Source organism: Polaromonas sp. P1_E12 (assembly GCF_056405975.1).
In genome coordinates, this window is sequence record NZ_JBFUBB010000002.1 from 857,120 (window position 1) to 870,882 (window position 13,763).

The following is a 13,763-nucleotide window of genomic DNA, read 5'->3' on the forward strand; positions in this document are numbered from 1 at the left end:
TCTTGCTTGCGGTACCTGTTTCGGTTTGTGCTTGCCTTGCTGCTGGTGGGTGCCGGGCCATTGGTTTGGGCGCAGCCGCAGGAGCCCGTGCAGGAGCGCACCGAAGCGGGTGAGATCACCATCGGCGGCGACGACAGATATGTACTGTCGCAGTCGTTTACCTACCTTGAAGACGCCGGCGGCGAGCTGACACTGGCCGACCTTTTGAAACCGGATGCCCAGGCGCGCTTTCAGCCGGTGCCGCAAACCGGCTCGGCCACCAATTTTGGTTTGACCAGCTCGGCCATCTGGCTGCGTGTGAACCTGCGGACCGAACGCAGCACACCCGCAGACTGGATGCTGGAGCTGGCCTATCCGCCGCTGGACCGGCTGGAGCTGTATTCACCGGACGGCAAGGGCGGCTTTGTGTGGCAGGTGGGCGGTGACCTGTTGCCTTTTGCAGATCGGGCCGTGGTGCACCGCAACCACGTGATGCCGGTGCGTCTCAAGCCCGGTGCCGTCAATACGCTCTACCTTCGGGTGACGTCGGACGGCACGGTGTCTGCGCCCGTTCGTCTCTGGCAGCCCGCGGCGCTGTGGCGGCACGACCAGGCTGAGTACGCCACGATCAGCCTCTACTTTGGGTTGCTGGTCGGGCTCTTTTTCTACAACCTGCTGCTGTTTTTCTCGGTGCGTGACCGGGCCTACCTGATCTATGTGGCATTTGTCGGCTGCATGGCCATCGCGCAGGCCGCGTTGACGGGTTTTGGCGCGCAATTCATCTGGCCGGGCCTTACCTGGTGGAACAGCATTTCGCCCCCTGCGGGCATGGCGGCGACCGCCTCTTTCGGCATTTTGTTTGCACGCAGCTTTCTTTCCAGTGCACTCAAGATGCCCCGCATGGACCGCTTTATAAAGGCGCTGGTGGGCGGCTGGCTGCTGACCCTGCTGGCCGCTTTTACGATGCCTTATGTGGTGTCTTCATGGATGGTGACCGTGCTGGCGGTTCTCAGTGTCACCACGCTGGTCGCGGTGGGTTTGCTGAGCGTGCGCATGGGGCATCCCGGGGCCCGGTATTTCCTGGCGGCATGGGCCCTGCTGCTGGTGGGTGTGGTGACGCTGGCGTTGCACAACACGGGTGTCCTGCCGTCGAATGTACTCACGGCCAATTCGCTGTTGATCGGGTCGGCGCTGGAAATGGTGGTGCTGTCGTTTGCGCTGGCGGACCGCATCAACGTCACCCGGCAGGAAAAAGAGCAAGCCCAGGCCCGCATCATGGCTGAGCAATCCATGGTGGAGGCCTTGAGCGTTTCCCAGGAAAACTTTCGCACCCTGCTGAAAGAGCGCGAAATGATCCTGGAAAACTCCATTGTGGGCATTGCCTTCCTGACACCGGATGGCCGCTTTCGCTGGGCCAACCAGGCCATGCTCAAGGTATTCGGTGCAGGCAGCAATCCATTGACCTCGATGGAGCCGTTTTACCTGTCGCGTGAGCAGTACCTGACGGTGGGCGGTGAAGTGGCTGCCTGCGTGAGCCGTGGTGAAAACTACGAAGGCGAGATCCAGGTCCGGCAGTTTGACGGTACGCTGATCTGGGTGTCGCTTTCGGGCAAGTCCGTAGCCGGACGCGACCTTTCGCAGGGCACGGTCTGGGTGATCATCAACATCACGCAGCGCAAGGAACTGGAGGCCAAGCTGCTGCGGACATCCTCGGAGCGTGAAGCCATTCTTAATAGCGCGCTGGTGGGCATTGTGCTGTCGGTGAACCGGCGCCATGAGTGGGTCAACGAGAAATTCGCCCAGATGATCGGCGGCCCGCGCGAAGAACTGATGGGGCAGTCTTCCAGCTATATTCATCCCGACCTTGCCACCTGGGAGCAGTTCGGCAAGGAGGCGCGTGAGACGCTGATTGCCACCGGCAGTTATATCAATGAACGCCGGCTCAGAAGGCGGGACGGACAGCTCTTCTGGGTGCAGATGGCCGGCAGCTGTGTTCAGCCCCATGACCCTGATTCAGGCGTGATCTGGGCGTTCCTTGACATCACAGAACGCAAGAAATCGGAAGAAGACACCCGCGAGGCCCTTGAGCAGCAAAAGGCGCTCAATGAACTGCGCACCCGCTTCGTGGCCATGACCAGTCATGAGTTCCGTACACCGCTGTCTGGCATTCTTTCCGCCGAGGAATTGCTCAGGCATTACGGCAGCCGCTTGCCTGAGTCGGAAAAACTGGAGATTCTGGACAGCATTGCTGCCGGCGTGAAACGCATGACGGGCATGTTGGACCGCGTGCTGCTGCTGGGCAAGGCCGATGCCCAGATGCTGGAGTTTGAACCGCATCCGCTGGACCTGCACAGGCTGTGCCAGCAATTGGTGGAAGAGGCGCGCACCCAGCAACCGGACAGCCTGTGCGAGTTGCAGCTGGATTATTCAGCCGGGGCGGGAGAAGGCCTGTACGACGAGAAGCTCCTGCGCCACATCTTCAGCAACCTGCTCTCCAATGCGGTCAAGTACTCGCCGCTGGGCGGTCTTGTGCGGTTCACCGTGAGCATCGAACAGGAGACGACCGTCATGGAGGTGGCGGACGAGGGCATCGGTATTCCGGAGGACGAGTTGCCGCACCTGTTCGAATCTTTTCACCGCGCCAGTAACGTAGGCACCATCCAGGGCACCGGCCTGGGCCTGGCGATTGTGCGCAACGCGGTCGACATCCACGGCGGCACCATCGATGTGCACAGCAGCGCCGGCTCGGGAACCACGTTCATCGTGCGCCTGCCGGCCAGGCACTGAGCGATCCACATGACTCCCGTAATCCACAGGCGCCGGTTGCTTCAGTCGCTGGCGGCGGCGGGTGCTGGTTTTTACCTGCCAACCAGGGCATCGGCCCAGCAACGGCTGACCGGCAATCCTTTCACGCTGGGCGTGGCCAGCGGCTCACCCACCCATGACTCGGTGGTGCTCTGGACGCGGCTGCTTCTGGACAATGATGCGGCCATGCGCTTGCAGCCGGCGCCGGTGGCCGTGCGATGGGAGATTGCGCACGACGATCATTTTTCGCGCATCGTGCAAGCCGGCCAGACCCATGCCGTACCCGGTCTGGCCCACTCGGTGCATGTGGAAGTGCAGGGCCTGGAAGCCGACCGCTGGTATTTCTACCGCTTTGCGGTGGGCGATGCGTTAAGCGCCACCGGCCGCACCCGCACCTTTCCGGCACCCGATGCCGCTGTGGGGCGGCTGCGGCTGGCCTATGCCTCTTGCCAACGCTGGGAACACGGCTACTACAGCGCCTATCGCCACATGCGTGACGAGAATCTCGACCTGGTGATGTTCCTGGGCGACTACATCTATGAATACCCCAACGCCGGCCAGCCGGTGCGTGTGCCTACGGGAGGCTGGGTGGTCACGCTGGACGACTACCGCCAGCGCTATGCCTTGCACAAGGGCGACGCCGACCTGCAGGCCATGCATGCAGCCTGCCCCTGGCTGGTGACGTGGGATGACCACGAGGTGCAAAACGACTATGCGGGCGCAACGCCAGGCAACAGCGGACCGCCGGTTGCCGATTTTGCCGCCCGCCGCGCCGCCGCTTACCAGGCTTTTTATGAACACATGCCGGTGCGCACCTCGGTGCTCACCCGGGCTTTGGCGGGCCCGGCAAGCGGCGCAGAAATGCGCATTTACCAGCGCGTTCCCTACGGCCGCCTGGCCTCGCTCTACATGCTGGACGCCCGCCAATACAAGGATGCGCAGGCCTGCACGCGTGACGGCAAAGCTGGCTCCGGCACACTGAATCCGGCCACCTGCGCTGCCTGGAGAGATCCGGCCCGCAGCATGCTGGGGGCGCAGCAGGAAAGCTGGCTGGACGCTGAATGGAGCCGGGCCGCCAGCAAGGAAAGCGGCTGGAACGTGGTCGGCCAGCAATCGCTTTTTGGCCAGCGGGACTTTCGCCGTGGGCCTGAGCAGGTCTTCTGGAACGACGGCTGGGACGGTTATGCCGCGGCGCGTATGCGGTTCACGGACTCCCTGCGCAAGCACGCCGTTGCGAACCCGGTCATCCTGGGCGGCGATGTGCATGAAAACTGGGTTGGCCACATCAAGGCCGACTACGCGGATACTTCCAGCCCGTCCGTGGGCACCGAATTCTGCGGCACCAGTATCACGTCCCGTTCAGCCGGTAACGCGAAAATTCCGGACTACCTCGCCGAAAATCCGCATTTCGTGTTTGCGGACTCAGAACGGAAGGGCTACGGCGTGGTGGAACTGACCCCGCGCAAGCTCACTACCACCTTGCGTGTGGTGAGCGACGTGACGCGCGCCGACAGCGGTGTGCGAACACTGGCGCAGTTTGCGGTGCAGGCGGGGCGCCCGGTGATCGAGAAAGCCTGAATCCGGCATGAGTGCAGCAGGCCCCGGGTTCAGGTATTTTGAGGCTTTTTCGTAAGAAAAATCGGGCTCTAGCCCTTTCAGTGCATGCGCGAGAAGCTATTAAAACAATAGCAAACGAGTGCCCGCCCCAGATGAGTACCTGAGGCGCGGCACCCGGCGCGGCCAGCAGCGTCAAGCCGCCAGCTCTTCTTCTTCCAGGTTGTCGCTGAGGAAGCCACCGCTTTGGTGCGCCCAGAGCCGTGCATACAGGCCGCCGTTGGCCAGCAGGCTGCGGTGGTCGCCTTCTTCGACGATGCGCCCTTGGTCCAGCACGATCAGCCTGTCCATGGCGGCGATGGTTGAGAGGCGGTGGGCGATGGCGATTACCGTCTTGCCCTGCATCAAAGTGTTGAGGCTGCTCTGAATGGCGACTTCCACTTCGGAGTCGAGCGCGCTGGTGGCTTCGTCCAGCAGCAGGATGGGCGCGTCCTTGAGCATCACGCGCGCAATCGCGATGCGCTGGCGCTGCCCGCCTGAAAGCTTCACGCCGCGTTCACCCACGTGGGCGTCGTAGCCGTGGCGGCCGTGCGGGTCGGTCAGGTCGGCGATGAAGGTGTCGGCCTCGGCACGCCGCGCGGCCAGGCGCATGTCGTCGTCCGTGGCGCCGGGGCGGCTGTAGGTGATGTTGTCGCGCACCGAGCGGTGCAGTAGCGAGGTGTCTTGCGTCACCATGCCGATGTGGCTGCGCAGGCTGTCCTGCGTCACGGTGGCGATGTCCTGGCCGTCGATCAGGATGCGCCCGCCGTCGAGGTCATAGAACCGCAGCAGCAGGTTGACCAGCGTCGATTTGCCGGCGCCCGAGCGTCCGATCAGGCCGATTTTTTCACCGGGCCTGACGGTCAGTGTCAGCTGGTCGATCACGGGTTTGTTCTTGCCGTAGCTGAAGTTCACGGCTTCAAAGCGCACCTCGCCGCGCGGCACGTCCAGCGCGGCCGCATCGGGCGCATCGACGATGGTGTGCGGCCGCGAAAGCGTGTTGATACCGTCCTGCACGGTGCCCACGCTTTCAAAGAGGCTGGTGGTCTCCCACATGATCCAGTGCGACATGCCTTGCAGGCGCAGTGCCATGGCAGTGGCCGCGGCCACCGCACCCGCGCCGACCTGGCCCAGGTGCCAGAGCCATAAGGACGTGCCGGCCATGCCGAGGATCAGGCCCATGCTGAGCGTGTGGTTGACGATCTCGAACGCGCTGACAAGGCGCATCTGGGTGTAGCCGGTCTTCATGAACTCGCTCATGGCGTCGCGCGCGAAGCCGGCCTCGCGCCGGGTGTGCGAGAACAGCTTGACGGTGGTGATGTTGGTGTAGGCGTCGGTGATGCGGCCGGTCATCAGCGACCGGGCGTCGGCCTGCTGCTTGCCAATGCGGCCCAGCCGCGGCACGAAGTAATAGAGGCTGGCGATATAGAGCGCCAGCCAGACCAGGAAGGGCGCCACCAGTTTCGTGTCGAACGCGGCGGCCAGCACCGTCATGGTGGCGATATAGACGCCCATGGCCACCAGCACGTCGGCCAGCACGAAGAGCGTGTCGCGCACCGCCAGTGCAGTCTGCATGACCTTGGTGGTCAGCCGGCCGGCGAATTCGTCCTGGTAGAAGGACATGCTTTGCCCCAGCATCAGGCGGTGAAAGTTCCAACGCAGCCGCATCGGGAAGTTGATGGCCAGCGTCTGGTGCTTCACGGTGGTCTGCAGCGCGACGGCGGCGATGCTGGCCACCACGATGAAGGCGAGCCAGCCCAGTGTGTTGCCGTGCTCGACCCACAGGTTGGCGGGCGCCGTCGCGCCCAGCCAGTCGACGATGCGGCCCAGCATGGCGAACAGCAAAGCCTCAAAAACCGCCATCACCGCCGAGAGCAGCGCCAGCTGCAGGATGTAGCCGCGCGCGCCTTCGGTGCAGGCCCACAGAAAAGCCATGAAACCCTTGGGCGGCAAGGAAGGGTCGGCGTCAGGGTAGGCGGGAAGCTGGCTTTCGAATCGTTTGAAAAAAACCATGGATGTCGTTTGTCTTTGGTTCAGGTGTCTGCTTATAAGGTGTTATGGCTGTGGGATCGTTGACTTATTTCGGAGTGATTGATGCGCCGGCTGTGATGCCGGCAACACCAGGGCTTCAGCTGAAGAGCTCCAGCATCCGGTCCAGGCCGCCTTCATTGATGGCCACCATGGCCTGCTCGCGTACGCGCGGCTTGGCGTGATAGGCCACCGAGAGGCCGGCCACGCCCATCATGGGCAGGTCGTTGGCGCCGTCGCCCATGGCGATCGCCTCAAGCGGGTTGATGCCCAGATTGCCGCAGGTCTCGAGCAGCATCTTGCGCTTCTCTTCGCCGTCGCAGATGTCGCCCCAGGGCTGGTCGACCATCTTCCCAGTGAGAAAGCCGTCTTTCACCTCCAGCACGTTGGAGCGCGTGTAGTCGATGCCGAGTTCGTCACGCACGCGGTCGGTAAAAAAGGTGAAGCCGCCGCTGACCAGCAGCACTTTCATGCCGGCTTTCTTGCAGGTCTGCACCAGTTCGGCCGCGCCGGGGTTGAGTTTCAGTCGCTCGCGGTAGACCTCGTCCATGCTGGCCACGCTCACGCCCTTGAGCAGGGCCACGCGCTGGCGCAGGCTCTCCTTGTAGTCGGTGATCTCGCCGCGCATGGCGGCTTCGGTGATGGCTGCCACCTCGGCCTTGCGGCCCGCAGCGTCGGCGATTTCGTCCACACACTCGATATTGATGAGCGTGGAATCCATGTCAAAGGCGATCAGCCTGAAATTGCTGAGCTTGAGGTCTGGCGTAGAGACGTTGACGACGAGGCCGGGGGAGATTTCAGCGGGGGTCATGCGGGCGTTGCTTCTGTGGTGGAGGGGGTTTTGGGTTGACCGAGAGAGCGCAGGATGTCGCGCACCATTTGCGCGCGGTCTTTGGGTTCGGGGAGCTCGCGCTCGATACGCAGCTTGTCGTTGCCGGCCAACTTGATGTGCCGGTTCTTCTGGATGAGGTGCATGATGGCCATCGAATCGATGGGCGGGTCTTTCTTGAAGGTGATGTTGATGCCGCCGGGCGCGGCATCGACCTTGACCACGCCATAAGGCCGGGCGATCACGCGCAGGCGGTGCACGTCGATCAGCGTCTGTGCCTGCGGCGGCAGCTTGCCGAAGCGGTCGACGATTTCCTCCAGCAGCGCGTCGATCTGGTCGGTGTTCTTCGCCGTGGCCAGTTTTTTGTAGAAAGACAGGCGCAGGTGCACGTCACCGCAATAGTCGTTGGGCAGCAGGGCCGGGGCGTGCAGGTTGATTTCGGTCGTCACGCTGAGCGGCGACAGCAGGTCGGGCTCGCGCCCGGCCTTGAGTGAGGCCACGGCTTCGCTCAGCATCTCGTTGTAGAGCTGAAAGCCCACCTCGAGCATGTTGCCGCTCTGGTTTTCGCCCAGCACTTCGCCGGTGCCGCGGATTTCCAGGTCGTGCATTGCCAGGTAAAAGCCCGATCCGAGTTCCTCCATCTGCTGGATGGCTTCGAGCCGCTGGCCTGCCTGCTTGGTCAGGCCCTCGATGTCGGGAACCATCAAATAGGCATAGGCCTGGTGGTGGCTTCGGCCCACGCGACCGCGCAGCTGGTGCAGCTGTGCCAGGCCGAACTTGTCGGCGCGGCTCATCACGATGGTGTTGGCGGTCGGCACGTCGATGCCGGTTTCGATGATGGTCGAGCACAGCAGCAGGTTGTAGCGCTGGGCGATGAAGTCTTTCATCACGCGCTCCAGCTCGCGCTCGGGCATCTGGCCGTGCGCCACAGCAATGCGCGCTTCGGGCAATATTTCTTCGAGCTTTTCGCGCCGGTTCTGGATGGTCTCGACCTCGTTGTGCAGGAAGTAGACCTGGCCGCCGCGCTTCAATTCGCGCAGCACGGCCTCGCGGATCACGCCGTTGTTTTCGCTGCGCACAAAGGTCTTGATGGCCAGGCGCCGCTGCGGCGCAGTGGCGATCACGCTCAGGTCGCGCAGGCCTTCAAGCGCCATGCCCAGTGTGCGCGGGATCGGCGTGGCGGTCAGCGTCAGCACATCGACCTCCGCGCGCATCGCCTTCATGGCCTCTTTGTGGCGCACGCCAAAGCGGTGCTCTTCGTCGATGATGAGCAGGCCCAGGCGCTCGAACTTCACGTCCTGGCTGAGCAGCTTGTGCGTGCCCACCACGATGTCGACCGTGCCGTCGGCCAGGCCCTTGATGGCGGCGGTAATCTCTTTGCCCGAGCGGAAGCGGCTCATCTCGGCGATCTTGACAGGCCACTTGGCGAAGCGGTCCACCAGCGTCTGGTAGTGCTGCTCGGCCAGCAGGGTGGTGGGCGCCAGCAGCGCCACCTGCCGCCCGCCGGTCACGGCAATGAAGGCCGCGCGCAAGGCCACTTCTGTTTTTCCGAAACCCACATCGCCGCAGACCAGCCTGTCCATGGGGCGCGGGCTGATCATGTCCTGGATCACCGCATGGATGGCGGCGCGCTGGTCGGCGGTTTCCTCGAAGCCGAAGTCGTTGGCAAAGGTCTCGTAGTCGCCGGGCGAATAGCGGAAAGCATGGCCTTCGCGCGCGGCGCGGCGGGCGTAGATGTTGAGCAGCTCGGCGGCCGAGTCGCGGATCTGCTCAGCGGCCTTGCGCTTGGCTTTTTCCCACTGGCCGCTGCCCAACCTGTGCAGCGGGGCTTCTTCGGCGCTGACGCCGGTGTAGCGGCTGATCAGGTGCAGCTGGCTGACGGGCACGTAGAGCGTGGCGCTGTCGGCATACTCGAGGTGCAAAAACTCCTGCAGCAGCGGCGTGCCGTCGGCATTGGTGCCCTGGCCCAGGTCCATGTTGATGAGGCCGCGGTAGCGGCCGATGCCGTGGGCGCTGTGCACTACCGGGTCGCCCACGTTGAGTTCCGAGAGATCCTTGATCAGCGCTTCAACGTCGCTGACCTGTTCCTGCTTTTTGTTGCGGCGGCGCACGGTGGCGCCCGCGGCAAACAGCTCGGTCTCGGTGATGAAGTCAATGCCTTCTTCCAGCCAGCTGAAACCGGTGTTCAGCGCCGCTGTGGCGATGCCGAGTTTTTCATCGCTGGCCTGGAAGTCTTCAAGCGAATCAAAGGCCGGGGGGCTGACGCTGCTGGCGCGCAGGAAGTCCAGCAGGCTTTCGCGCCGGCCGTCGCTTTCGGCCAGCACCAGCACGCGGTGGGCGGTGTTGCGCACGTGGCCCTTGAATTTGGCCAGCGGGTCTTCGGCGCCACGCACCACGGCCATTTCGCCGAGTTTTTGAAACTGTGCGTTGTCGGCCACGTCTTCGACCGTGGCGCGTATGGCCAGCTGCGCGTAGCCGTTGGCGCGCGCGTAAAACTGCTCGGCACCCAGGAACAGCGACTCGGGCGGCAGCGCCGGGCGGTCGGGCGCATCGCGCACCAGCCGGTAGCGGTCTTTGGTGTCTTGCCAGAAGCGCTGGAAGGCCGGCTCCAGATCGCCGTGCAGCACCACGGTGGCACTTTCGCCGAGGTAGTCAAACACCGTGGCCGTTTCTTCAAAGAAAAGCGGCAGGTAGTACTCGATGCCGGCGGTGGCTACGCCGTTGCCCATGTCTTTGTAGATGCGGCTCTTGGTTGGGTCCCCGTCGAGTAGTTCGCGCCAGCGGCTGCGGAACCGGGCACGCGCCTCGTCGTCCATCGGGAATTCGCGTCCAGGCAAGAGGCGCACCTCGGGCACGGGATAGAGGCTGCGCTGGCTGTCAGGGTCAAAGGTGCGGATGCTGTCGATCTCGTCGTCAAACAGATCGACGCGGTAAGGCACAGGGCTGCCCATGGGGAAGAGGTCAATCAAACCGCCGCGCACCGCGTATTCGCCGGGGCTGACTACTTGCGTCACGTGGCTGTAGCCCGCCAGCGTGAGCTGGGCCTTGAGCCGCGTTTCATCGAGCTTTTGTTTGACCTTGAACTGGAAGGTGTAGCCCGCCAGAAAGCTGGGCGGCGCCAGGCGGTACAGCGCCGTAGTAGCGGGCACGATGACGACGTCGGCGCCAGTTTCCTTGTCGCGCTGCTGGATTCGCCACAGCGTGGCCAGGCGCTCGCTGATCAAATCCTGGTGCGGCGAGAAGGTGTCGTAGGGCAGGGTTTCCCAGTCCGGGAACAGCGCGCAGCGCAGGTCAGGTGCAAAAAACGTGATCTCGTCCATCAGGCGCTGGGCCGTGGTGGCGTCTGACGTGATGATGGCGGTGAGTTTGCCCGCAGCTTTTTCCCGGGTGCCCAGGCGCGCCAGCAGCAGGGCATCGGCAGAACCGGCGGGCTGGGGCAGGGTGTAGCGTTTGCCGGTGACGAGTGAGGGTAGGTGCATTGATCGGTGCGCTGGCTGGGGGCGTTTCAAACAATCAAAAAAGGAGAAAAGGCCAAAATTCAAACGACAAAAGCCAGACACCCCAAACCATCCGGAGTGGGGTGCCTGCATGCGTTCAAGCATCGATTTTAGAATCTATGATGAAGTTATGACGACAAGCCTTGCCAATAACCGTTCCGAACCCCGTTTTTTTGTGCTGATACCCTGTGCGGGGCAAGGTAGCCGGGCCGGAACCCGTCAAGCCAAGCAATACCAGGTGATTGACGGCATCCCTATGGTCCGCCATACCGTGGAGGCATTTCGGGCGCTCCCAGGCACTTTCGCCGGTTTGTGGGTGGTCATTTCCCCGTCGGACGACGATTTTTTGAAGGTGTTTCCCCATTTCGGCAGCACGAACGAAACCCTGTGGGTTGGTGGCGGACTGACCCGTGCGGCCACGGTGCTGAACGGCCTCAAAGCGATGGTGGCGCGGAAACCCGGCGGCGCGGCCCTGACCGACTGGGTGCTGGTGCACGATGCGGCGCGCTGCCTGGTCACCGCCGGGCAGATCAAGGCCCTGATCCATGAATGCCGCAATGATTCCGTGGGCGGCCTGCTGGCTCAAAAGCTGCCGGACACGCTTAAAACCGAACGGGACGGCCGCGTGGCCGCCACTGTGGACCGTAGCGACAAATGGCTGGCGCAAACGCCGCAAATGTTTCGTATCGGCGCGCTGATCGATGCGCTGGAGCGCGCCGGAGACGCTGTCACGGATGAATCCAGTGCCATGGAGGCGGCAGGGCTTTCTCCCCGGCTGGTCAGTGGGAGTGCGCAGAACTTCAAAGTGACCTATCCGGAGGATTTCGCGCTAGCGGAAGCTATTCTCGAGCGGCGCAGAAAATAGCTCATGGCTGCTACTCAATCACGCAATTCCATTCACGCAAGGCCCGACGATGACCACCTTGAACTTTCGAATCGGTGAAGGCTGGGACACCCACGCGTTGGTGCCTGGGCGCAAGCTCATCATCGGTGGTGTGGACATTCCCCATACCGTCGGCTTGCTTGGCCATTCGGACGCCGATGTGCTGTTGCACGCAATCACCGATGCGTTGCTGGGCGCTGCCGGGCTGGGCGACATCGGCTCGCATTTTCCGGACACCGACGCGCGCTTCAAGGGCGCTGATTCGACCGTCTTGCTGGCAGAGGTCGGGCGCTTGCTGGCAGAGCGCGGCCACAAGATCGGCAACATCGACAGCACGGTCATTGCGCAGGCGCCCAAACTTGCACCTTACATTGCGGCAATGCGGACACGCATCGCAGAAGTGCTGGCGCTGGAAGTGGGACAGGTGAACGTCAAGGCCAAGACCGCCGAAAAGCTCGGCCCGGTAGGACAGGGCCTGAGCATGGAAGCCCGGGCTGTTGTTCTGCTTTTCTAGTGCTATCGTTTTGATAGCTTCTCGCGCACGGCCTGCCTGGTCGGAGAGGTGATTTCCCTTTGAGGCCGGCTGCGGAGCCGGGCAACCGTCCGCAGGGGGAATCAGCTCCTGCGCAGCTTGATATGCGCGGCGAGCCCGCCGGAGCCTGTGTTGGCCAGGCCAAACACGCCGCCCATGCGGTGAATCGTCTTTTCGACAATCGCGAGACCCAGGCCCGCGCCGGTGGCGGCGGTGCGTGCGGCGTCTCCCCGGAAAAACGGGCGGGTGAGCTTGGACAAGGTTTCGGGCGCCACGCCCATGCCGTGATCCCGTACCTTGATCAGCACCCACTGGTCACGGCCTTTGGCCGCAATATCAACCAAGGCAATGCCGGTTTCGGGCGTCTTGCCGTAGCGCCTGGCATTTTCAAGCAGGTTTGAAATCACGCGCGACAGCTCGACCTCGTCGGCCAGCACGGCCATATCGTCCGGGATGGTGACGGTGACCCGCATGTCTTCATAGTCGGCGATGGCGTACACGGCGGCATCGACTACCGCATTGAGTGAAACCCGTTCCAGCCGCGGTGGCTCGGGCCGGGCATAGTCGAGGAATTTGTCGATGATGGCGTCCAGCTGGGTGATGTCTGCGGCCATGTGCTCGCGCGCATCCATGTCGGTGACGCTCATCTCGGTTTCCAGGCGCAGCCGGGCCAGCGGGGTGCGCAGGTCATGGGAAATCCCCGCCAGCATGATGACCCGGTCCTGCTCGATTTTGGACAGCTGCTCGGCCATGCGGTTAAAGCCGATGTTGACCTCACGGATTTCGCTGGTCGCCACTTTTTCATCGAGCAGGCTGGCATCGAAGTCGCCGTCCCGCATTCGGCTGGCCGCGAACGACAGCTGCTTGAGCGGCCGGTTGATCAGGCGTGCGATAAAGGCTGCCCCGGCCAGCGACAGCGCTGCAGCCGTGATGAGCCAGATGATCCAGGTGCTGTTGCGTGAGGGCCCGATCTTGGAGGGGTCAGTGAGCAGCCAGTACGCATCGCCGTCGATAGTAAAGCCCACCCACAGGCCCTTCTGGCCGTTGACGCTGCTGGCCACCACAGTGCCGGCACCCAGCCGTGTCTTCAGCTCTTCGGCCGTGCGTTCACCGAGTTCATCGCTTTCAAAAAGCTCGTACTTGTCCTTGGGCTCGCGCGGCGTGATGCGTACGCGCTCCTCGTCCGCCAGGGTCTTGATCAGCGATACGCGGGCGATGGAGTCGGAATAGCGGAGCGCGGCGCGGCTGAGGTTGACCAGCGAGGCCAGTTGCTGCGCACTCTGGATGGCCCGCGGCTCGGATTCGAGTGCCCGGAAGGTCTGCAGCCAGGCAACGATGGAGCCGAACAGCAGTAGCGCCAGGAAAAAGAAGGTCCGCCAGAACAGGCTGAAACCCCTGCGCGGGCGCATTTCCAGCGGGGCCGGGGCGGTTTCGAGGGGAACTGGGTTGGTAGCGTCCATAGGAGATCAGTGCATACCGCAAAGCGCGGGCGAAAAATGGACGTTAGCACGATACAGCTGGGCAGCGGCAGGCAAGCTGTTGCCGCCTGTTGCTGGCGCGCCATACAGGCCCCCACGGTCGCTCACTTCGTGTGGCTCCCTGCCCCCCCGAGGGGGC

8 protein-coding genes are annotated in these 13,763 nt (G+C 63.2%); 4 read left to right on the plus strand and 4 right to left on the minus strand.

What is annotated here, in order from left to right; translation table 11 throughout:
* Positions 1-6 precede the first annotated feature (6 nt).
* Positions 7-2,766 carry a 7TM diverse intracellular signaling domain-containing protein gene (locus AC1D13_RS09750; protein ID WP_477689431.1) on the plus strand — a complete coding sequence of 920 codons (2,760 nt, stop codon included), beginning with the start codon at positions 7-9 and terminating at the stop codon, positions 2,764-2,766.
* A 9-nt stretch (positions 2,767-2,775) separates the two neighbouring features.
* Complete coding sequence (locus AC1D13_RS09755) at positions 2,776-4,362, plus strand: alkaline phosphatase D family protein (protein WP_477689432.1); 1,587 nt, start codon at positions 2,776-2,778, stop codon at positions 4,360-4,362.
* Positions 4,363-4,533: 171 nt separating this feature from the next.
* On the opposite strand, the gene AC1D13_RS09760 is transcribed toward AC1D13_RS09755, so the two are convergent.
* The 3 genes from AC1D13_RS09760 to mfd form a co-directional block, all read right to left on the minus strand.
* Positions 4,534-6,390 (minus strand): ABC transporter ATP-binding protein, encoded by a 1,857-nt coding sequence (locus AC1D13_RS09760; protein ID WP_477665837.1) that lies wholly within the window; start codon positions 6,388-6,390, stop codon positions 4,534-4,536.
* A 115-nt stretch (positions 6,391-6,505) separates the two neighbouring features.
* Complete coding sequence (gene serB / locus AC1D13_RS09765; RefSeq protein ID WP_457280535.1) at positions 6,506-7,216, minus strand: phosphoserine phosphatase SerB; 711 nt, start codon at positions 7,214-7,216, stop codon at positions 6,506-6,508.
* The gene (mfd, locus tag AC1D13_RS09770) at positions 7,213-10,713 is read right to left on the minus strand and encodes a transcription-repair coupling factor (protein WP_477689433.1); all 3,501 of its coding nucleotides are present in this window, start codon (positions 10,711-10,713) and stop codon (positions 7,213-7,215) included. The genes serB and mfd overlap by 4 nt, the downstream gene beginning before the upstream one ends.
* Before the next feature lie 148 nt (positions 10,714-10,861).
* Here mfd and ispD point away from each other — a divergent pair, with 148 nt between their 5' ends.
* Together ispD and ispF are read left to right on the plus strand one after the other, a co-directional pair.
* Positions 10,862-11,596: a 2-C-methyl-D-erythritol 4-phosphate cytidylyltransferase gene (ispD, locus tag AC1D13_RS09775; RefSeq protein ID WP_477689445.1), complete on the plus strand. Its 735-nt coding sequence runs from the start codon at positions 10,862-10,864 to the stop codon at positions 11,594-11,596.
* Between the two features lie 49 nt (positions 11,597-11,645).
* Positions 11,646-12,128 (plus strand): 2-C-methyl-D-erythritol 2,4-cyclodiphosphate synthase, encoded by a 483-nt coding sequence (gene ispF / locus AC1D13_RS09780; protein WP_477665840.1) that lies wholly within the window; start codon positions 11,646-11,648, stop codon positions 12,126-12,128.
* Between the two features lie 101 nt (positions 12,129-12,229).
* Here ispF and AC1D13_RS09785 read toward each other — a convergent pair whose 3' ends face one another.
* Complete coding sequence (locus AC1D13_RS09785; RefSeq protein WP_457280539.1) at positions 12,230-13,606, minus strand: sensor histidine kinase; 1,377 nt, start codon at positions 13,604-13,606, stop codon at positions 12,230-12,232.
* Positions 13,607-13,763: the final 157 nt, after the last annotated feature.